General features: G+C 74.2%; 16 protein-coding genes. 8 read left to right on the top strand and 8 right to left on the bottom strand.

The genetic code is table 11. From position 1 onward, the window contains the following. Positions 1–18 precede the first annotated feature (18 nt). From LPU61_RS00325 to LPU61_RS00310, 4 genes are all read left to right on the top strand, one after another. Entirely contained in the window at positions 19–501 is a 483-nt protein-coding gene (locus tag LPU61_RS00325; protein WP_043961863.1) for a MarR family winged helix-turn-helix transcriptional regulator, read from the top strand. Beyond that, a complete protein-coding gene (locus LPU61_RS00320) occupies positions 495–2,228 on the top strand; it encodes an ABC transporter ATP-binding protein (protein WP_043961862.1) in 1,734 nt (577 codons plus the stop codon). The genes LPU61_RS00325 and LPU61_RS00320 overlap by 7 nt, the downstream gene beginning before the upstream one ends. After that, on the top strand, positions 2,225–4,264 hold the full coding sequence (locus tag LPU61_RS00315; protein WP_305071826.1) for an ABC transporter ATP-binding protein: 2,040 nt from the start codon (positions 2,225–2,227) through the stop codon (positions 4,262–4,264). Before LPU61_RS00320 ends, LPU61_RS00315 begins: the two co-directional genes overlap by 4 nt. Positions 4,265–4,534: 270 nt before the next feature. After that, on the top strand, positions 4,535–5,143 hold the full coding sequence (locus LPU61_RS00310; RefSeq protein ID WP_229403744.1) for a DedA family protein: 609 nt from the start codon (positions 4,535–4,537) through the stop codon (positions 5,141–5,143). Between the two features lie 30 nt (positions 5,144–5,173). Here LPU61_RS00310 and LPU61_RS00305 read toward each other — a convergent pair whose 3' ends face one another. Then, positions 5,174–6,577, bottom strand: coding sequence for an NAD(P)H-quinone dehydrogenase (locus LPU61_RS00305; protein ID WP_043961859.1), 1,404 nt, complete (start codon positions 6,575–6,577; stop codon positions 5,174–5,176). A 106-nt stretch (positions 6,578–6,683) separates the two neighbouring features. Here LPU61_RS00305 and LPU61_RS00300 point away from each other — a divergent pair, with 106 nt between their 5' ends. Continuing rightward, positions 6,684–7,139: a gamma-glutamylcyclotransferase gene (locus tag LPU61_RS00300; protein ID WP_043961858.1), complete on the top strand. Its 456-nt coding sequence runs from the start codon at positions 6,684–6,686 to the stop codon at positions 7,137–7,139. Positions 7,140–7,254: 115 nt separating this feature from the next. On the opposite strand, the gene LPU61_RS00295 is transcribed toward LPU61_RS00300, so the two are convergent. The 4 genes from LPU61_RS00295 to LPU61_RS00280 form a co-directional block, all read right to left on the bottom strand. Then, positions 7,255–8,211 carry a GNAT family N-acetyltransferase gene (locus tag LPU61_RS00295; protein WP_229403743.1) on the bottom strand — a complete coding sequence of 319 codons (957 nt, stop codon included), beginning with the start codon at positions 8,209–8,211 and terminating at the stop codon, positions 7,255–7,257. A gap of 141 nt (positions 8,212–8,352) precedes the next feature. After that, positions 8,353–9,102 carry a hypothetical protein gene (locus LPU61_RS00290; protein WP_043961856.1) on the bottom strand — a complete coding sequence of 250 codons (750 nt, stop codon included), beginning with the start codon at positions 9,100–9,102 and terminating at the stop codon, positions 8,353–8,355. A gap of 5 nt (positions 9,103–9,107) precedes the next feature. Next, positions 9,108–10,214 (bottom strand): hypothetical protein, encoded by a 1,107-nt coding sequence (locus tag LPU61_RS00285; protein ID WP_229403742.1) that lies wholly within the window; start codon positions 10,212–10,214, stop codon positions 9,108–9,110. Between the two features lie 3 nt (positions 10,215–10,217). Beyond that, positions 10,218–10,847 (bottom strand): MBL fold metallo-hydrolase, encoded by a 630-nt coding sequence (locus tag LPU61_RS00280; RefSeq protein WP_043961854.1) that lies wholly within the window; start codon positions 10,845–10,847, stop codon positions 10,218–10,220. A gap of 119 nt (positions 10,848–10,966) precedes the next feature. On the opposite strand from LPU61_RS00280, the gene LPU61_RS00275 reads away from it, so the two are divergent. Further along, positions 10,967–11,911, top strand: a complete 945-nt coding sequence (locus LPU61_RS00275) for a DUF4349 domain-containing protein (protein WP_229403741.1) — start codon at positions 10,967–10,969, stop codon at positions 11,909–11,911. On the opposite strand, the gene LPU61_RS00270 is transcribed toward LPU61_RS00275, so the two are convergent. Both LPU61_RS00270 and LPU61_RS00265 read right to left on the bottom strand, forming a co-directional pair. Continuing rightward, positions 11,868–13,130 carry an amidohydrolase gene (locus tag LPU61_RS00270; RefSeq protein ID WP_043961852.1) on the bottom strand — a complete coding sequence of 421 codons (1,263 nt, stop codon included), beginning with the start codon at positions 13,128–13,130 and terminating at the stop codon, positions 11,868–11,870. The genes LPU61_RS00275 and LPU61_RS00270 overlap by 44 nt on opposite strands. A gap of 515 nt (positions 13,131–13,645) precedes the next feature. Beyond that, the gene (locus LPU61_RS00265) at positions 13,646–15,229 is read right to left on the bottom strand and encodes a methylmalonyl-CoA mutase (RefSeq protein ID WP_043961850.1); all 1,584 of its coding nucleotides are present in this window, start codon (positions 15,227–15,229) and stop codon (positions 13,646–13,648) included. Between the two features lie 212 nt (positions 15,230–15,441). Between LPU61_RS00265 and LPU61_RS00260 the strand changes: the two genes are divergently transcribed. After that, positions 15,442–17,757, top strand: coding sequence for a serine/threonine-protein kinase (locus LPU61_RS00260; RefSeq protein ID WP_229403740.1), 2,316 nt, complete (start codon positions 15,442–15,444; stop codon positions 17,755–17,757). 102 nt (positions 17,758–17,859) lie between these two features. Next, the gene (locus tag LPU61_RS00255) at positions 17,860–19,638 is read left to right on the top strand and encodes a phospho-sugar mutase (RefSeq protein WP_229403739.1); all 1,779 of its coding nucleotides are present in this window, start codon (positions 17,860–17,862) and stop codon (positions 19,636–19,638) included. A gap of 147 nt (positions 19,639–19,785) precedes the next feature. Here LPU61_RS00255 and LPU61_RS00250 read toward each other — a convergent pair whose 3' ends face one another. Continuing rightward, a complete protein-coding gene (locus tag LPU61_RS00250) occupies positions 19,786–20,463 on the bottom strand; it encodes a GPP34 family phosphoprotein (RefSeq protein WP_229403738.1) in 678 nt (225 codons plus the stop codon). Positions 20,464–20,481 lie beyond the last annotated feature (18 nt).

Here is a 20,481-nt window from a genome sequence, read left to right as displayed (position 1 = left end):
GGGGGCTAACATGAGCGCATGGACCTGATCGGGCTGCGGGACGTGCCGCTGGGCCGGCTGCTGGTGACCGCCGGTCACATCGTCGGCCAGCGGTGGAACCGCTACCTCGCCGAGGAGCACGGTCTGACCCAGGCGGGCATGGCCACCCTGATGACCCTGGCCCAGCACGGCGAGCTGCCCCTCCGGGCGGTCGCCGAGGCCGGCTTCATCCGCCCGGCCACCCTCACCGGCATCGTCGACACGCTGGAGCGGGACGGCCTCGTCGAGCGGCAGCGCGACGACACCGACCGGCGCAGCGTGCGGCTCGTCCTGACCCCCGCCGGCCGGGAACGGGTCGCCGCACTCATCACCCTCATGCAGTCCGGCCGACCGCTGACCTCGGTCGACGCAGACCCGGCGAAGGCGGCCGTGATCCGGCAGTTCCTGCTCGAGGTCATCGGCAGTGGAGAGGAACCACAGATGACGCCCCACGACACGAGACCGGAGACCTCTGCGTGCTGATCCGGCTGCTCCGCGCGTACCTGCGCCCCTACCATCGGCCACTGGCGGCGGTGCTGGCGTTCCAGTTCGTCGGCACGATGGCCTCGCTCTACCTGCCGAGCCTCAACGCCGACATCATCGACCAGGGCGTGGCCCGGGGCGACACCGGCTACATCATGCGTACGGGCGGCTGGATGCTGCTGGTCAGCCTGGTGCAGATCACCTGCTCCACCGCCGCGGTCTACCTCGGCGCGCGCACGGCGATGGGCTTCGGGCGGGACGTCCGCGCCGAGCTGTTCGCCCACGTCAACCGGTTCTCCGCCCGCGAGGTGGCCCGCTTCGGCGCGCCCTCGCTGATCACCCGCAACACCAACGACGTGCAGCAGGTGCAGATGCTCGTGCTGATGAGCTGCACCATCCTGGCCGCCGCGCCGATCATGAGCGTCGGCGGGGTGGTGATGGCGCTGCGGGAGGACATCGGGCTGTCCTGGCTGATGCTGGTCAGCGTCCCGGTGCTGGCGGTCGCGCTCGCGCTGATCATCCGGCGGATGGTGCCCGGGTTCCGGCTGATGCAGACCCGCATCGACGTGGTCAACCGCGTGCTGCGCGAGCAGATCACCGGCATCCGGGTGGTCCGGGCGTTCGTCCGGGAGCCGTACGAGACGGAGCGCTTCGGCCGCGCGAACGCCGACCTCACGGCGACCGCCCTGCGCACCGGCCGGCTGATGGCCCTGATCTTCCCCATCGTGATGCTGGTGCTCAACGTCTCCAGCATCGCCGTGCTCTGGTTCGGCGCGGAACGCGTCGACGCCGGTCAGATCCAGGTCGGTGCGCTCACTGCCTTCCTGCAGTACCTCATGCAGATCCTGATGGCCGTCATGATGGCCACCCTCATGCTGATGATGGTCCCCCGCGCCGCGGTCTGCGCCGAGCGGATCGTCGAGGTGCTGGACACCGACTCGACGGTCGTCCCGCCGGCCGCACCGGTGACCGAGGTGACCGTCCGAGGCGAGCTGGAGCTGCGCGACGTCCGGTTCCAGTATCCGGGGGCGAGCGCGCCGGTGCTGCACGACATCTCGTTCACGGCGCGCGCGGGGCGCACCACGGCCGTCATCGGCAGCACGGGGGCCGGCAAGACGACCCTGCTGACGCTGATCCCCCGACTGGTCGACGCCACGGCCGGGGCGGTGCTGGTCGACGGGGTGGACGTGCGCGACCTCGCCCCGGACGAGCTGTGGCGGCGGATCGGGCTGGTGCCGCAGCGGCCGTACCTGTTCAGCGGCACGATCGCCAGCAACCTGCGGTACGGCAACCCGGATGCCACCGACGACGAGCTCTGGGCCGCCCTGGAGGTCGCCCAGGCGCGCGACTTCGTCGCCGAGCTGCCCGAGGGGCTGGACGCCCCGATCGCTCAGGGCGGCACCAACGTCTCCGGCGGGCAGCGGCAGCGCCTCGCGATCGCCCGCGCCCTGGTGCGCAAGCCGGAGATCTACCTGTTCGACGACTCGTTCTCGGCGCTCGACCTCGGCACCGACGCCCGGCTGCGGGCGGCGCTGCGGCCGGTCACCAGGGACGCGGCGGTGGTGATCGTGGCCCAGCGGGTCTCCACGATCGTCGACGCCGACCAGATCATCGTGCTCGAGGACGGGGGCATCGTCGGGATGGGCCGGCACGCCGAACTACTGGAGAACTGCCCGACGTACGCGGAGATCGTCGCGTCCCAGCAGACGGCGGGGGTGCCGGCATGACGGCCGTACCGGACCAGCGGCCCGTCGGGGCGGCGAAGGCGGAGCCGGCCACGCCGAAACGGCTGCCCCCCGGCGGCCAGCGCGGCGGCCCGCCGTGGATGGGCGCCGGCATGCCGGCCGAGAAGTCGATGAACTTCGGGCCGTCGGCCCGGCGGCTGCTGCGCCGGTTGCGGCCCCACCGCCTCCAGCTGATCGTCATCGTCACCCTCGCGCTGGTCAGCGTCGGTTTCAGCGTGTACGGGCCGAAGGTGCTCGGCCACGCCACCGACCTGATCTTCAGCGGGGTGATCGGCCGGCAGCTACCGGCCGGGACCACCGCCGAGCAGGCGGTCGCGGCGGCCCGCGCGGCCGGCAACGACAACTTCGCCGACATGCTGGCCCGGATGGACGTGGTGCCCGGGGTCGGCATCGACTTCACCGCCCTGGGCCGGGTGCTGCTGTTCGCGCTCGCCCTCTACCTGGCGGCCAGCGTGCTCATGTGGTGGCAGGGCTGGCTGCTCAACGGGGTGGTGCAGCGCACGGTGCTGCGGCTGCGCGCCGACGTCGAGGACAAGCTGAACCGGCTGCCGCTGCCGTACTTCGACCGGCAGCCCCGGGGCGAGCTGCTCAGCCGGGTCACCAACGACATCGACAACATCTCGCAGACCCTCCAGCAGACGCTGAGCCAGCTGCTCACCTCGCTGCTGACCGTGGTCGGCGTACTGGCCATGATGTTCTGGATCTCGCCGTTGCTGGCGCTGGTGGCCCTGGTCGCGGTGCCGCTGTCGGTGGTGGTCACCGGCGCGATCGCGAAGCGTTCGCAGCAGAGGTTCATCGCCCAGTGGACGCACACCGGCGAGCTGAACGGCCAGATCGAGGAGGCGTTCACCGGCCACGAGCTGGTGAAGGTCTTCGGCCGGCAGCGCGAGGTGGAGGCCGCCTTCACCGCCAAGAACGACGAGCTGTTCCGGGCCAGCTTCGGCGCCCAGTTCATCTCCGGGATCATCATGCCGGCGATGATGTTCATCGGGAACCTCAGCTACGTCGCGATCGCCGTGGTCGGCGGGCTGCGGGTGGCGTCGGGCACGATGAGCCTCGGCGACGTGCAGGCGTTCATCCAGTATTCGCGGCAGTTCACGCAGCCCCTGGCCCAGGTCGCCTCGATGGCCAACCTGCTGCAGTCCGGGGTCGCCTCCGCCGAGCGGGTGTTCGCGGTGCTCGACGCCGAGGAGCAGAGCCCCGACCCGGCCGTGCCGGCCCGGGTCGCCGACCCGCACGGCCGCGTCGAGTTCGACCGGGTCTCCTTCCGGTACGAGCCGGACAAGCCCCTGATCACCGACCTGTCGCTGGTCGCCGAACCGGGCCACACGGTGGCCATCGTCGGGCCGACCGGGGCCGGCAAGACCACCCTGGTCAACCTGGTCATGCGCTTCTACGAGCTGGACGCCGGCCGGATCACCCTCGACGGGGTCGACATCACCACCCTGCGCCGCGACGACCTGCGCGGCCGGATCGGCATGGTGCTCCAGGACACCTGGCTCTTCGGCGGCACGATCCGCGACAACATCGCGTACGGCAGGCCGGGCGCGAGCGAGGAGGAGATCGTGGCCGCCGCGCGGGCCACGTTCGTGGACCGCTTCGTGCGCAGCCTCCCCGACGGCTACGACACCGTCATCGACTCCGAGGGCAGCAACGTCAGCGCGGGCGAGAAGCAGCTCATCACCATCGCCCGGGCGTTCCTGGCCGAGCCGTCGCTGCTGATCCTCGACGAGGCGACCAGCTCGGTGGACACCCGCACGGAGGTGCTGCTCCAGCGGGCCATGGCGGCGCTGCGCTCCGACCGGACCAGCTTCGTCATCGCCCACCGCCTGTCCACCATCCGCGACGCGGACCTGATCCTGATGATGGAGAACGGCCGCATCGTCGAGCAGGGCACCCACGAGCAGCTGCTGGCCGCCAGGGGCGCGTACCACCGGCTCTACCAGGCCCAGTTCAGCCAGCCGGACCCGGTCGCCGTCGGCGACCCGGGGCCCCGGCCCGCCCCGGTCCAGGGCTGAGCGTCGTGACACGGGCGGGCCGCCGGCACGGGACCTGCCGGCGGCCCTGGCGGCCCGGACGTCGGGAACGAGGGCCCGACGTGCGGGGCCGCGCCCCGACAACGGTACGCCGCTCGTCACGGACGCGCCGACCGCCTCCACCCGTACGCCGAGGTTGCCGGCCCGCCGGCCGTGTCGGCGGTCACCACCGGCCGGGGTGGGCTGCGGTGACGCCGGGCACGCCGGCAGGCTCGGTGCATCCGATCGGCCGGACCCGGCGAGGGGGTTGTCGTGCCTGAGCTGCTCACCAACGTCGCCTCGCCGCTCTGGGCCTACCTGGTCCTGCTCGGGTTGCTGGCGGTCGACGCCTTCGTGCCGGTCGTACCCACGCAGGTCCTGATGATCACCGGCGGCGCGCTCACCGTGTACGGCGGGCTGAGCCTGCCGGTGACCATCGGCGTCGGCGCGCTCGGCGTCTTCGCCGGCGACCTCGCCTGCTACCTGCTGGGCCGGCGCGCGCCGGACCGCCGGCCGGCACCGACCGCCGCGCCGGGCCGGGCCCGCCGGATCGCCGGCCGGGTGACCCGAGGGCTGCGCCGGCCGGGGCCGCTGGTGATCCTGCTCTGCCGCTTCGTGCCCGGCGGCCGGATGGCCGCCTGCTTCGCCGCCGGCCGCAGCCGGTACCCGTACCGGCTGTTCCTCGCGTACGAGGCGCTGGCGGCGGCCGGCTGGGCCACCTACGGGACGCTGATCGGGCACCTCGGCGGCACGGCGCTGACCGAGTCGGCGTGGCAGCTGCTGGTGATCGCCGGGGCGGCGGCGGCCGGCTTCGCGGCGGCCGGGTGGGCGATGACCGCCTTCGGCACCCGCCGAGCCCGCCCCGAACCCCCGACCGACTGACCACGAGGGGTGGCAGGGGAGCCGCCTCGGCTACTCCAGCTCGTGGAGCATGAGCTGGCGGGCCGCCTCGGTGATCGAGCCCGACAGGCTCGGGTAGATCGTGATGGTCTGGGCCAGCTCGTTGACCGTGAGGTTGTTCTCCACCGCCATCGTGATCGGCAGGATCAGCTCGCTGGCCTTCGGGGCCACCACCACGCCGCCGATCACCTGGCCGCTGGCCGGGCGGCAGAACAGCTTCACGAAGCCGTCGGCGAGGTCGTCCATCTTCGCCCGCGCGTTGCCCGACAGCGGCAGCATCACCTGGCGGGCCGGGGTCCGGCCCGCGTCCACCTCGTCCTGGGAGACGCCCACGGTGGCCAGCTCCGGGTCGGTGAAGACGTTCGCGGCGACCGTACGCAGCCGCAGCGGCCGGACCGCCTCGCCGAGGGCGTGCCACATCGCGATCCGGCCCTGCATCGCGGCGACGCTGGCCAGCGGCAGCACCCCCGTGCAGTCGCCGGCCGCGTAGATGCCGGGGACGTTGGTGCGCGACACCCGGTCGACGGTGACGTAGCCGCCCCGGGCCAGCTCCACGCCGTACTCCGCGAGGCCGAGGCCCGCGGTGTTGGGGATCGAGCCGACCGCGATGAGCGCGTGCGAGCCCTGCACCAGCCGGCCGTCGGCCAGCTCCACCTCCACCCCGTCGGCGGTGCGCCGCACGCCCTCGGCGCGGGAGTTGTTGAGGATCGTCATGCCCCGGGAGCGGAACACCCGCTCGATCGCCATGGCGGCGTCGGCGTCCTCGTGCGGCATCACCCGGTCCCGGCTGGAGACGAGGGTGACCGGGACCCCCATCGCCAGGTATGCGCTGGCGAACTCGGCACCGGTGACGCCGGAGCCGACCACGATCAGGTGCTCGGGCAGCTCGGGCAGGTCGTACACCTGCCGCCAGGTCAGGATGCGCTCGCCGTCGGGCACGGCCGTGGGGAGCTGACGCGGGGTGGCCCCGGTGGCGACCAGCACGGTCGACGCGTCGATCGTGTGCTTTCCGGAGCCGTCGGCCGGGGTGACGACGACGCGGTGGGTGTGGCCCAGCATGTCCTCGCCGAGCCGGGCCGTGCCGGCGACGAAGGTGACGCCGGCCTTGACCAGCTTGGCGTGGATGTCGGCGGACTGGGCCAGCGCGAGCCGCTTGACCCGCTCGTGCACGGTCCGCGCGTCGACCGTTACCGCCTCCAGCCCGTCGGAGTGCACCCCGAACTCCTCGGTGTCCCGGTAGCCGGTGACCACCTCCGAGCTGGCGATGAACGTCTTCGACGGGACGCAGTCGGACAGCACGCACGCGCCGCCGGCCCCCTCGGCCTCCACCACGGTCACATCGGCGTCCAACTGGGCGGCGACCAGAGCCGCCTCGTACCCGGCCGGCCCACCGCCGATGATCACGATCTGGCTCACAGCTGTCGCCCCTCGTCCATGCTCACAGTGACTTTCTTCTCCCCGACACGTCCGACACGCACCGTCGTATTCTCCCCCACCCGTCCGCCGGGCTATCGTCATCGCCGTGCGTCATTACGCCGCCTACGGCTCAAACCTGGATCCCGCCCGGATGCGCGCCTACTGCCCGCACTCCCCGATGGTCGGCGTCGGCTGGCTGGAGGGCTGGCGGCTCACCTTCGCCGGCGAGGGCGTGATCGGCTGGGAGGGCGCGGTCAGCACCGTCGTCGAGTCCCCCGGTGACCGGGTGTTCGTGGCGCTCTACGACATCCACCCGTACGACGCCGCCCAGCTCGACGAGATCGAGGGGGTGACCTCCGGGACGTACCGGAAGCTGCACGTCCGGGTTTCCACCCTCGACGGGGACGTGACCGCCTGGGTCTACGTCTTCGACGGCTACGAGGGCGGCCTGCCGACGGCCTGGTACCTGTCGGAGATCGCCAACGCCGCCGAGAAGGCGGGCGCGCCCGACGACTACGTCAGCGAGCTGCGGTCCCGCCCCACCGGCACCGCGTCGGCATAGCGCGTCTCCCACGCCCTCAGTCTGCTCTCCCCCGGATCGGGGCGCACGGCGGCCCGGGGCGGGGTCGCCTGGCCCACACCGGCGGGCCGCCCGTCACGCGGCGGCGGGGTTCCTGTCACGCGGCGGGGACGGTGCGCTCGTACATGTCGGCCCAGTGCAGCTCCCGCAGCCCTACCGAGCGGTAGAGCGTCGCCGGGGAGGTCGGGTTGGCGAGGTCCACGCCGAGGCCGGCATGCCGCCGCCCCTTGGCCGCGTAGACCGCGAAGGCCCGGCGCAGCAGCGCGGCCCCCACCCCGCGCCGCCGGTGCGTCGGCAGCACCGACAGGGTGCGCACCCAGCCCATGTCCTGCTCCAGCGCCTGGTCGGACGACTGCAACGCGCCGGCCGGCTCCCCGTCGACCTCGGCGACGAACCACTCGTCCCAGGTCCTGGCGTACGCGGGCAGGTGCTCGCGCCACTGGTCGTACCCGACCGGCTCGTAGTCCGGGGTGTCCCGGAACGACGTGTCGAAGATCCGGTGGAACAGCCGCAGGTCCGCCTCGTCGCCGGCCCGCAACGGGCGGACCGTCACCCCCGGCGGCAGCGGCGGCTCGGCGGGCAGGTCGGCCAGCTCCCGGCTCATCCGCAGGTACCGCTTCACCCGGGTGAACCCGGCCTCGGCCAGCTCTGCCGCCCACCGGGTCTCCGGCCCGTACGCCGACACGCGGACGGTCAGCGCGGGCAGGCCCCGCTCGGCGGCCCGTTCGGCGACCCGGTCCAGCATCCGGGCGAGCAGCGGCGCACGGACCGCCGCGCCGTGCTCCGGGTCGACGAGGACGTCGACGAACTCCCGGCCCACCCCGGTCGGGTTGTCCACCAGCGACCAGGCGACGAGCCGGCCCTGGGGGTCGCTGACCAGCCAGGAGTCGCGCGCCGGGTCGAAGTACGGTGCCGTCAGCGCGGCCTTGACGTCCTCGGCGTCGAAGTCCGGGTGGCCGATCGAGAAGGTGTCGGCGGCGTGCACGACCGCGAGGATCGCGGGTACGTCGTCGAGGGTGGGGCGGCGCGCCGCCCAGCCGGCGGGAAGAGTCACGGGGCGATCCTGGCAGCCACCCCTGCGCCCGCGCCCCCCATTTTCCTCCCGCCGCTCCCGCTCCCCCTGGCGCGCCCGGCGCCCCGCAGCGCCCCGCGCGCCGCTCGGCGCGGGGCGGCGTGGTGAGCTGCACCTCAGGCGTCAGGAAGGGGCCCTTCCTTGCACCAGGGTGTGCGCGCTGGTCAGCAGGTCGAGCAGTTCGGTGCCCTCGGCCGGGGTGAGGGCCCGGAAGCCGACCGACGTCAGGCGGTCGGTCACCGCGTCGGCCCACAGCCGCCGGCGCACCAGGGGCCCGGCCGGGGGATACGGCGGCGGCCAGCCACAGGCGAGCGCGGCGGACTCCCCGTCCGGGCCGGACAGCACCGACTCCAGCGGCGTCAGCCCGCCGGCCCGCGACGCCAGCAGGCACGCCCCGATGACGTGTTCCCGGAGCAGCAGCAGCCCGACGGCGGCGCGGGCGGCCGGTGAGTCGGCCGGCGGCGGCGTGGCCCGCCAGGCGGCGAAGAGCGGCATCGCGCTGGCGTCGGCCGCGTCGGCCACCCGGTGCAGCAGGGTCGCCAGCCGGGTCACCCCGGCCATGGCGGCCAGGTGCTCGATGCCCCACCGGCAGCATTCGGCCAGGTACGCCGCCGCCACCTCGGGCGGGCGGAGCACGCGGGCGGCGGCGTCCCACCCGTCGGCGACGGCGTCGGGGGCGACGAAGCCGAGGGCGGCGGTCACCGTGGCGACCCGGACGTCGCCGAGCACCCCGGCCCGGCCGGCGACGTGGAAGGCCCAGCCGGGGATGCCGAGCCGGCCGGCCCGGCGCAGGGTGGCCGGGCAGCGGGTGAACGCCGCCCCGAGCCCCAGCACCAACGGCTTGCTCGCGGCGGCGACCTGCTCCGGCGTCATCGGGATCAGTCTGCCCCGCCGGGGCCCTCCGCCGCAGCCCCCTCTTCGGCGTCCACCGCCTCGATCGCGCCCTCGACCTCGCCGGTGCGGCGGCGGGCGGCGGTGACGGCCCGCTCCGCCGCCCGGCGGGCCAGCTTCCGTCGGCTCAGCTCCTGTTCGGCCCGGGCGCGCCGCCGTTCCAGCTCGGCCAGCGACCGTTCGATGCCGGCCAGTTCCTCGGCGCCGTCGTGCTCGGCCTCCGCCGCGCCGGCCAGCTCCGCCTCGGCCCGCTCCTGGTCGGTACGCGCCCGCGTCAGTTCCCGCTCCAGCGCCCGGCGCTGCCGGGCCCGCTCGGCCCGCGCGGCGCGCTCCGCCTCCCGGGTGGCACGGGCGGCGTCCCGCTCGGCACGGTCGGCCTTCCGGGCGGCACGCTCGGCGCGGTCGTCCTCCCGGGTGGTGCGGCCCGCCTCGCGGGCGGCGTGATCGGCGTGATCGGCGCGGCCGGCCTTCCGGTCGGCCTGATCGGCACGGCCGGCGTGCTCGCCACGACCCGTCCTCCGGTCGGCGGCGCGGTGCCCGGGGCCGGCGGGCGGGCCGGCGGGTGGTGTCGGCTCCTCGCCGCCGGTGACCAGGCGGAGCTGGGGGCGGGGCACCTCGCCGAAGCCGGCGTAGCTGGCGGCCCGCAACAGCCGGCCCGAGCGCACCTGCTCGGCCATCCCCGCGTCCGAGAGGGCGGCGTTGAGGGTTGCCTCCACCTCGCCCAGCGGCAGCTTCCCGGCCGGCGGGCCGCCCTCGACGTCGGCGGCCAGCCGGCGCGCCTCGGCGACCAGTGCGGCGACCGCCGCCCGCCGCTGGGCGGACAGCTCCCGCAGCCGGGGGCCGCGCAGGTCGCGCTGGGCGGCGCGCAGCGCCTCGGCGAGCTGGGTCAGGTCGGCGACCAGCTCGGGGCGGCGCAGGGCGAGCAGGTTGACCAGCCAGGCGGCCACGGTGGGCCGGCGCAGCCGGGCGATCTCGCGGGCCGTGGCCGGGTCGCCGGAGCGCCGGGCCTCGGCGACGGCCGCGTCGCGGGTGGCGACGAACCCCTCCGGCGGCTCGGTGTAGAGCCGCCGGAGGAGGTCCTGCGGGAGCGGCACGGCTCAGGCGTCGAGCCGGCTGCCCGGCTCGAGGCGCTGGTAGTCGGTGCCGGACAGGGCGGCGTACTGGCGGTCGAGGACGGCGAGCCCGTTGTCGTTGAGCAGCCCGTCGTGCAGGGCGAAGGCCCGGCGCGGGGCGACGGCGCGGATGAAGTCGACGACCTCGGAGAACTTCGACCAGGGGGCGTGGATCGGCGCGAAGAGCGTGTCCACCTGGACGTCCTCGGGTGCCACCAGCGAGTCGCCGGGGTGGTAGACGACGTCGTCGAGCAGGTATCCGAGGTTGTCCACGACCGGGATGTCGGGGTGGATGACGGCGTGCCGGCCGCCGTAGGCGCGTACCGGCACGCCCGCGGCCGTGAACGACTGGCCGGGCGCGACCGGCTCCAGGGCCTCGGCCGCGTCGCCGAGGACGCCGGCCAGCGAGGCCGGGCCGTGGATGCGCAGCGGCCGACGGTCGAGCTGCCGGGTGAGGGCCGCGACGTCGACGTGGTCGGGGTGCTCGTGGGTGATCAGCACCGCGTCCGCCCCGTCCAGCGCTCCCGGGTCGCTGAAGACGCCGGGGTCGACGACCAGCACCCCACCGTCGTGCTCGACGCGGAGGCAGGAGTGGGCGTACTTGGTGAGCTGCATCGTGACTCCTCGATTGACCTAATCGTGATGTCTCAGAGCGCAGTCTGCCGGAACCGGCCCGGTGCCGCGTCGCGTCTGACGTATCGCCCGACGGGGGGCGCAGACGATCGGAGCTGTTGATGGACGGACACGCGAGACGCAGGCTGTGGACCGCGGTGGGGTTGGTGGCGTTGCTGGCGGTCGGCGGGTGCAGCGCCGACGGCGGCAGCGGCGGCGCCGAGGACTCGGCGGCGGTGGCTCCGCAGCAGGAGGCGCCGGCCGGCGGGGCGAAGGCGGAGCAGGGGGCCGACGCCGGTGGGGCGCGCTCGGGCGCGGGCGGCGGGTCACCGGACCTGCGGGTCGACCAGCGCTCGATCATCTACACCGGAACCATGCGGGTACGGGTGGACGATGTGGACGCCGCCGCCCGGTCGGCCGTCACGGCGGTCACCGGCATCGGTGGCTTCGTCGGCGGCGACGAGCGCAGCAGCGGGGGGACCGCCGACGCCCGGGCGGAGCTGCAGCTGCGGGTGCCGGCGGAGCGGTTCACCGCCGTGCTGGAGGAGCTGGCGCGGCTCGGCCGGCAGGAACAGCGGGCGATCCGCACGGAGGACGTGACCGAGGAGACCGTCGACCTCGACGCGCGGATCGCCACCCAGCGGGCCCGGGTCGAGAGCGGTCGCAAGCTGCTGGCGCGGGCCACCTCGATCGGCGACCTGGTGACGCTGGAGAGCGAGGTGGCCCGCCGGGAGGCCGACCTCGCCTCGCTGGAGGCGAAGAAGCGCCGCCTGGCCGACCTGACGGCGCTCTCCACCATCACCCTCACCCTGGTCGGGCCGGAGGCGGACGTCCGGGACCCGGAGCCTGACACCGGCTTCCTGGTCGGCCTGCGCGGCGGCTGGACGGCGTTCGTCGCCTCGCTGGGCGTGCTGCTCACGGTGCTCGGGGCGCTGCTGCCGTTCGCGGTGGCCATCGGCGTGCCGGTGGCCGTGCTGGTGACGGTGCTGAGGCGGCGCCGGCGGCGGGCGCCGGCGCCGGTCGTCAGCGCGCCGCCGCCAGTGCCCGCAGCGCGGTCTGCACCATGACCCGGACGCCGACAGCGATGGCCCGCTCATCGACGTCGAACGAGGCCCGGTGCAGGTCGACGTTCGGGCCGGACCGGCCGACGCCGAGCCGGGCCAGCGCGCCGGGGACGTGCTCCAGATACCAGGAGAAGTCCTCGCCGCCCATGCTCTGCGGGGTCTCGGCGACCCCGTCCGGGCCGAGCGCGGCGTGGGTCGCCGCCGTCAGCACCTGGATCGCCCTGGCGTCGTTGGTGACCGGAGGTCGGCCGCGCAGGTACTCCAGGTCGACGGTGGCGCCGGTGGGGGCGATGACGTCCCGCACCACCTGAGCGACGATCTTGGGGGCCTCGTCCCAGGTGTTGCGGTCCATCACCCGCAGGGTGCCGGACGCCGTCGCCTCGGACGGGATCACGTTGTACCGGGTGCCGGCCGAGGCGTGGCCGAACACCAGCAGCAGCCCGCTGTTGGCCGGCACCCGGCGGCTGACCAGGGCGGGCACCTCGGTGACCAGCCGGCCGAGCGCGTCGACCAGGTCGACGGTCAGGTGCGGACGGGCGGTGTGCCCGCCCGGGCCGGTGAGCCGCACGGTGACGTTGTCGGCGGCGGCGGTGATCGGGCCGACCCGCAGGCCGACCTTGCCGACGGGCTGGTTGGGGTCGCAGTGCAGCGCGAAGATCTGCACGACGTCGTCGAGGCCGCCGGCCTCGATGACCTCCAGCGAGCCGCAGGGCAGGATCTCCTCGGCCGGCTGAAAGATCAGCCGGACCCGGCCGTCCAGCTCGCCGAGGTCGGCGAGCTGGGCCAGCAGCATGCCGACGCCGAGCAGCACGGTGGTGTGCACGTCGTGGCCGCAGGCGTGGCAGACGCCGTCCTTCGTGGACCGGTAGGGCACGTCCTTGACGTCGGTCAGCGGCAGCGCGTCGATGTCGGCGCGCAGCGCGACCACCGGGCCGTCGGGGCGGCCGTCGATGTCGCAGATGACCCCGTTGCCCTTCGGCAGCATGCGGGGCCGCAGGCCGGCGAGGGACAGCTCGCGGGCGATCAGGGCCGCTGTCTCGAACTCCTCGCCGGAGAGCTCCGGGTGGGAGTGGATGTGCCGGCGGGTGGCAACGAGGCCGGGCACCCGGAGGGCGAGCAGATGGTCGAGCTCGAAGGGCAAAGGCTGCGACCCGGACGGCGACTCCGGCCAGGCCGACGACGCCAGGTGGCTGCCGTTCGGCAGCGTCAACGCACTCGTCACGTCGAAATCTCGATCACTAGGAATGGATGGATCTTCGGGGATGACAGCCGCCAGCCTAGACCTTCGACGGTGACTCTGTGCAACATCATTCCCGTAGTGATCGGACCGCGCAGCGTCACGAAAGCCCTGGTGGGAGGGCTCCATAATCTGCGGGACAGCAGGTAGATCGCGGTTGAACGCCGTCATCTGCCCCACACCTCCTACAACCCGTAACCGACTCGGCGGTCACGAAATCACCCTCGATCCGGGGCCGTCGCTACCGAATTGTCGCATTAGTCGCTTCGGCTAACCGCCGCTCAGACAATTAACCGACCGCACTCGGCGGCCGGACGACTCCCGACGGTGACACGACGGGTCGGCATGCTCCCGCACACGCTGTCCGTCCCGTTCACGCGGACGGGTTACCCACTGCCCCGGGTGGCACACACCGGGCCGCCCCGGCTGGGCTCACACCGGCGACCCTAGCCCCGCCCGGTTACGCTTCGCGACCCCTCAACCGACGGATCAGGGGTGGGTCAGAACCTGTCGCTGGGGCGGTACGTGCCCCAGACCTGGCGCAGGGTGCCGCAGACCTCGCCGACCGTGGCCCGGGACCGCAGCGCCTCCTTCATCGGGTGCAGCACGTTCGCCGTGCCCTCGGCGGCGGCGCGCAGCTCGCCCAGCGCCCGCTCGACGGCGGCGTTGTCCCGCTCGACCCGCAGCTTCGCCAGCCGCTCGGCCTGGGCCGCCTCGATCGTCGGGTCCACCCGCAGCGGCTCGTACGGCTCGTCGGCGTCGACCGTGAACCGGTTGAGGCCCACCACGACCCGCTCGCCCGAGTCGATCTCCTGGGCCATCCGGTACGCCGACTGCTCGATCTCCCGCTTCTGGAAGCCCGCCTCGATGGCGTCGACCACCGAACCGTGGTCGGCCACCCGCTCCATCAGCTCCACCACCGCCGCCTCGATCTCGGCGGTCATCGCCTCCACCACGTACGACCCGGCGAACGGGTCGACGGTGGCGGTCAGGTCCGTCTCGTACGCGAGGACCTGCTGGGTGCGCAGCGCCAGCCGGGCGGCCTTCTCGGTGGGCAGCGCGATGGCCTCGTCGAAGCTGTTCGTGTGCAGCGACTGGGTGCCGCCGAGCACCGCGCCCAGCCCCTGGATCGCCACCCGGACCAGGTTCACCTCGGGCTGCTGGGCGGTGAGCTGCACGCCCGCCGTCTGGGTGTGGAAGCGCAGCATCATCGACTTCGGGTTCTTCGCGCCGAACTCGTCACGCATGAGCCGGGCCCAGATCCGCCGGGCGGCGCGGAACTTCGCGACCTCCTCCAGCAGGGTGGTGCGGGCGACGAAGAAGAACGACAGCCGGGGCGCGAAGTCGTCCACGGCCAGCCCGGCGGCGAGCGCCGCCCGGACGTACTCGACGCCGTTGGCCAGGGTGAACGCGATCTCCTGCGCGGGCGTCGCGCCGGCCTCGGCCATGTGGTAGCCGGAGATGGAGATGGTGTTCCACTTCGGCACCTCCGCCCGGCAGTAGGCGAACGTGTCGGCGACCAGCCGCAGCGACGGCTTCGGCGGGAAGATGTACGTCCCCCGGGCGATGTACTCCTTCAGGATGTCGTTCTGGATGGTGCCGTTGAGCGCCGCGCCCGGCACCCCGGCCTCCTCGGCGACGAGCTGGTAGAGCAGGAGCAGCACCGACCCGGGCGCGTTGATCGTCATCGAGGTGGAGACCTTGTCCAGCGGGATGCCGTCGAACAGCAGCCGCATGTCCTCGATCGAGTCGATCGCGACGCCGACCTTGCCGACCTCGCCGTGGGCGATCGGGTCGTCCGAGTCGTACCCCATCTGGGTGGGCAGGTCGAAGGCGACGGACAGGCCCATGGTGCCGGCGCGCAGGAGCTGGTGGTAGCGCGCGTTGCTCTCGGTGGCGGTGCCGAAGCCGGCGTACTGTCGCATCGTCCACGGTCGGGAGGTGTACATGGTGGAGTAGACCCCACGGGTGTACGGGAACTCCCCCGGCCCGCCCAGCCGGTCGGGCAGGTCCTCTGGCAGGTCCGCCTGGGTGTAGACACCCTTGATCGGGAAGCCGGACTCGCTCGACCGCGGTTCGCTCATCCCCGGATGGTAGGACGTGCCGCCGCGCCGGAGGGTGAGGGATTCCGCACACCGGACCCCTGTCTTTCCCGGCGCCCCCGAGGGTGAACGCCTGGCCACGTAGGGTCCGGTTCGGTAAACGTCCGTCGCGTCGGGTTTCGCATCGGGCGTCGGAACCAGCAAGATAGGGGTGTTGTGTCCCAGCCCCCTCGATTTCCCCCGGTGGCTTTTCTGTGACTCAGATCCCGACGTGGAGCGGCGGACCAGTCAGCCCACCCCACGGACGTGCGGCAGCCGGCACCACCATCGGTGACCGATACTCCCTCCGGTCCGCGGTGGGCAACGGCGGCATGGGCACGGTCTGGCGTGCCACAGACACCCTGTTGCGGCGCGACGTGGCGGTGAAGGAGGTCGTCCTCCCGCCGGGCCTGGCCCCGAGCGACCGCGACGCCATGTACGAACGCACGCTGCGCGAGGCCCGCGCGGCGGCGGCCATCCAGCACCCGGCCGTCGTCCAGGTGTATGACGTGGTCACCGAGGGTGGCCGCCCCTGGATCGTGATGGAGCTGCTGGACGCCCGCAGCCTCGCCGACATGGTGATCGAGGACGGGCCCGTGGCCCCCCGCGCGGTCGCCAAGATCGGCATCGCTCTGCTCGGCGCGCTGGAGGTGGCCCACGCGATCGGGGTGCTGCACCGCGACGTCAAGCCGGCCAACGTGCTGATCTGCACCGACGGCCGGTGCGTGCTCACCGACTTCGGCGTGGCCAAGCTCCCCACCGACGTGCAGCTCACCACGCCGGGGATGGTGCTCGGCTCGCCGCACTTCATCTCGCCCGAGCGGGCCATGGGCCAGGATTTCGGCCCGCCGAGCGACCTGTTCTCGCTCGGCGTGACCCTCTACACGGCGGTGGAGGGCCGGCCCCCGTTCGACAAGGGCGACCCGATCGAGACCATGCACGCCGTGGTCGAGGACCCGCCGGCCACACCGCAGCGCAGCGGCCCGCTGACCCGGGTGCTGATGGGGCTGTTGGAAAAGGACCCGGCCCGCCGCCTCGACGTGCACACCGCCCGCGCGATGCTGCGCGAGCTGCTCGCCGGCCCGCTGACCAGCACCGCCACCGCCGTCAACTCGGTCACCGACCCGTACGCGGTGGTGCCGGTCAAGCCGCGCCCGCCCGTCGTCACGCCGCCGCCCGCCGAGGAGCCGAAGCCCAGCGGGCAGATCGGCGGCCGGGCGATGCTCGCCCCCGGCGAGTCGCTGACCGACCGGCTGGCCGCGCTGCGCCGGGGCGAGAAGGGCAAGAACAAGAAGAAGACCGCCGCCGCCGCGAGCGCCGCCGCGCTGGACGACACCAGCGCCGACGCACTCGCCGGCCCGCTGCACACCCCCACCGGGGCGATGCCCACGCCGCCCCCGCCGCCGGCCGGCCGCACGTACGGCGGCCCGCCTGCGGCGACCCAGCGGGTCGACGCGGGCGCCGCGCCGGAGGCCACCCAGCGGATGACGTACGGCGGCTCGCCCGACGCCACCCAGCGCGTGCCCCAGGGCGGCGCCTCGCCCGACGCCACGCAACGGGTCTCCGGCCTCGGCGCCTCGCCCGACGCCACGCAACGGGTCTCCGGCTTCGGCGGGGGTGCGGCCGACGCGACGCAGCAGGTGCCCGGCTTCCGCGGCGGCTCGCCGGACGCCACCCAGCAGGTGCCGTTCGGGCCCCGACCGGACGCGACGCAGCGGGTCACCTACGGCAGCCAGCCCGACGCCACCCAGCCGGTCCCCGGCTTCGGCGGCTCCCCCGACGCCACCCAGCGCGTCGGCGGCGGCGCGTACGGCGGCGGCCAGTGGTCGGTGCCCGGCACCGGCCAGCCGTGGACCGCCCCGGCCGCCGGCGCGCCCGCCCCGGCCACCGGCGGCGGCGCAGCCGGCCGCCTCGTCGCCACCGTCAAGGGCTGGCCGCGCAGGACGCAGCTCGCCGCGGCCGGCGGCCTCGCCGTGCTGCTGCTGATCGCCGTGTTCGCCTTCACCGGCGGCGACGACCCGGAGTCGCCGGCCACCCCGCAGGGGCAGCCGAGCGCGGGTGCGCCCGCCGGTCCCGGGGTGGAGATGCAGGAGCAGTCGGCCAAGGGCGTCACCGTGCAGGTGCCGAAGGGCTGGGAGCGGCGCAGCGCCGACGGGGCCGTGTGGGTCGACTACGTCGACCCGGAGGACAACGGCCGCAAGGTGCGCATCCTCTCCGAACGGTGGAGCACCTCGTCGATGCGCTGGGCCGAGTCCGCCGCGAACGGCCTGCGCAGCCGGTCGGCCTCCTGCCAGAAGCCGTACAACCAGGTGTCGATGACCGAGCAGGAGCTCGACGGCAAGGCGGCGGCCGAGTTCGAATACACGTGCGGCGAGGGCGACACCAAGCGGCACGGGGTGTGGCGCGGGGTGGTGCACGAGGGCAAGGTCTACTCGTTCTACCTCTCCTCGACCGACGCCCGGTTCGCCGAGAGCAAGCCGATCTTCGACCAGATGGTGGCCTCGTTCAAGCTCGGCGGCGGCAGCAACTGACACCGACGGGGCGACCCGACGCCGGCCGGGCCCGGGCCGGCGCGACACCGGCCCGGCCGGGCCGACGCGACGTGGTGATCCGCCGCCGTGCTATCAAGAGCCATGGCGGCGGAACCCACTGACCTTGACGAGACCCGCGACCGCGACGACGCGCGCGGGCTCGACGACCTTCGCGACCGGGCCCGGCGGTGGCTCGACGACGACCCCGACCCGGCCAGCCGCGACGAGCTGCAGGCCGTGCTCGACGGGCTCCCGGGGAGCGCGCCCGAGCTGGCCGACCGGTTCGCCGGGCCGCTGACCTTCGGCACCGCCGGGCTGCGCGGCCCGCTGCGCGCCGGCCCCAACGGGATGAACCTCGCCGTCGTCACCCAGGCCGCCGCCGGGCTCGTCGCCTGGCTCGCCGCCCAGGACGCCACCGGCCCGCTGGTCATCGGGTACGACGCCCGGCACGGCTCGCGGGAGTTCGCCGAGCGCACCGCCCAGGTCGCCACCGGCGCGGGCCGCGCCGCCCTGCTGCTGCCCCGCCCGCTGCCCACCCCCGTGCTCGCGTACGCGGTGCGGCAGCTCGACGCGGCGGCCGGCGTGATGGTGACCGCCAGCCACAATCCCCCGCAGGACAACGGCTACAAGGTCTACCTCGGCGCGCAGCTCGGCGGCGAGCTGGGCGCGGGGGCGCAGATCGTGCCGCCCGCCGACACCGGCATCGAGGCCGCCATCCGGGCGGTCGGTCCGCTCGCCGACGTGCCGCTGGGCCCGGCCGGTCAGGTCGTCGGCGACGACCTCGTCGTCTCGTACGTCGACCGGGCCGCCGCCGTGGTCGACCCGGCGGGGGCCCGGCGGCTGAAGGTGGCCTACACGCCGCTGCACGGCGTCGGCGCGGCCGTGCTGACCGCCGCCTTCGCCCGCGCCGGCTTCGGCATCCCCGGCGTGGTGCCCGACCAGGCGGTGCCGGACCCGGACTTCCCCACCGTCAGCTTCCCCAACCCGGAGGAGCCGGGGGCGATCGACCGCCTCGTCGGCCTCGCCCGGCGCACCGACGCCGACCTGGCCATCGCCAACGACCCCGACGCGGACCGCTGCGCGGTGGCCGTCCGCGATCGGGGTGCGGCGGGAGCTGCTGGCGTGGCGGGTGTTGCCGGCCCGGCGACCGTTGCCGGCTCGGCGGGCGCGAACGGGTCCGGCGGCTGGCGGATGCTGCGCGGCGACGAGGTGGGCGCGCTGCTCGCCGACCACCTCATGCGCCGGGGCGTGCAGGGTCTCTACGCCACCACCATCGTGTCGTCGTCCCTGCTGCGGGCCATGTGCGCCGCCCGGGGCCTGCCCTACGACGAGACGCTCACCGGGTTCAAGTGGATCGTCCGGGCCGGCGGCGGTTCCGCTCCCCTCGTCTACGGCTACGAGGAGGCGCTGGGCTACTGCGTCGCCCCGGAACACGTACGCGACAAGGACGGCATCACCGCCGCGCTGACCGTCGCCGAGCTGGCCGCCGGCCTGAAGGCGCAGGGGCGCACCCTCACCGACCGGCTCGACGAGCTGGCCGCCGAGTTCGGCGTGCACCACACCGACCAGCTCTCCGTGCGGGTCGACGACCTGCGGATCATCGCCGACACGATGGCCCGGGTGCGGGCGGCCACCCCGACGACGCTGCTCGGGCAGCCGGTGACCGAGGCGCGGGACCTGCTCCCCGAGGCGGACGTGGTGATCCTGCGCAACGAGGCGGCCCGGGTGGTGATCCGCCCGTCGGGCACCGAGCCGAAGCTGAAGGCGTACCTGGAGGTGGTGGAGCCGGTCGCGGACGGCGACGTGCCGGCGGCCCGGGGCCGCGCGGCGACGGCGCTGGCGGCCCTCCGCGCGGAGATCGCCGCCGCCCTCGGCGTGTAAGGCCGCACGCCCGCCCCCTCCGGCCTCCTGACCGGCACCCGCGGCCGGGCCCGCCGCAGCTCGGTGATCAAGAGGTTTGCGTCATCGTCGAGGCCGACGATGACGCATTTCTCTTGATCACCGAGGCTGGGTGGGTGGGTCAGTGCCTCAGGGGCGCTTGCCGAGGGCGGCGTCGACCGCCTGGCCGAGGGCGGTGACGACCAGGGCCACCGAGGGGCGCACCACCGAGTCGTCCAGGCTGACGGTGCCGGAGAAGCCGGCCCCGCCCGCGATCTCCTCCAGCCGCCGCCGGGCGTCGACGGCGGCGTCGCCGGTCAGGCCGAGCGCCGGCTCCATCCGGAGCACCGCGACCAGGGTGGCCAGCGCCGCCGTCGCCTCGTCGGGGAGCTGCCCGCCGGCCAGCGCCTCGGCGAGCCGCCGCCGGGTGTCCTCCTCCACGCTGGCGTCCGCCGTCGGGTAGCGGTGCACGTGGATGAAGCCCAGCTCCGTCTCCTCGACGTCGCGCACCACGCCCCGGGCGACCAGGTCGCCGAGGATCCGGTCGCGCAGGCCGTGCCGCAGCCGCTGCACCCACGACGACGGGCTGTGCGGGGTGTCGGCGGCCATCCGGCCCAGGACCTCGTCCAGGATCGGCTCGCCGGTGGGCGCCGGGTCCGTGACCACCAGGTTCCCGTCGGCGTACGCGACCCGGCCGGCGAGGGCCAGCTCGATCAGTACGGCGGCGGCCATCCCGAGGTCGAGGCTGATCCGCGGCATGGTCGCCTTGCCGGATTCATCGTCGTACGCGAGGAGCAGCAACTCCTCGGCCAGCGCAACACCAGTCATGGCCGGAGACGGTAGCGC

The sequence above is a fragment of the Micromonospora sp. NBRC 110038 genome (assembly GCF_020884815.1).
GTDB lineage: Bacteria > Actinomycetota > Actinomycetes > Mycobacteriales > Micromonosporaceae > Micromonospora > Micromonospora haikouensis.
The sequence above is the reverse complement of the archived record's forward strand: the minus strand, read 5'-3'. Positions and strand labels throughout refer to the sequence as shown.

Bases quoted from the DNA above. Each gene is read 5' to 3' on its own strand.
- LPU61_RS00325 (WP_043961863.1), top strand. From the start codon at position 19: ATGGACCTGATCGGGCTGCGGGACGTGCCGCTGGGCCGGCTGCTGGTG.
- LPU61_RS00315 (WP_305071826.1), top strand. From the start codon at position 2,225: ATGACGGCCGTACCGGACCAGCGGCCCGTCGGGGCGGCGAAGGCGGAG.
- LPU61_RS00290 (WP_043961856.1), bottom strand. From the start codon at position 9,102: ATGACGCCGGAGCAGGTCGCCGCCGCGAGCAAGCCGTTGGTGCTGGGG.
- LPU61_RS00280 (WP_043961854.1), bottom strand. From the start codon at position 10,847: ATGCAGCTCACCAAGTACGCCCACTCCTGCCTCCGCGTCGAGCACGAC.
- LPU61_RS00275 (WP_229403741.1), top strand. From the start codon at position 10,967: ATGGACGGACACGCGAGACGCAGGCTGTGGACCGCGGTGGGGTTGGTG.
- LPU61_RS00265 (WP_043961850.1), bottom strand. From the start codon at position 15,229: ATGAGCGAACCGCGGTCGAGCGAGTCCGGCTTCCCGATCAAGGGTGTC.
- LPU61_RS00255 (WP_229403739.1), top strand. From the start codon at position 17,860: ATGGCGGCGGAACCCACTGACCTTGACGAGACCCGCGACCGCGACGAC.
- LPU61_RS00250 (WP_229403738.1), bottom strand. From the start codon at position 20,463: ATGACTGGTGTTGCGCTGGCCGAGGAGTTGCTGCTCCTCGCGTACGAC.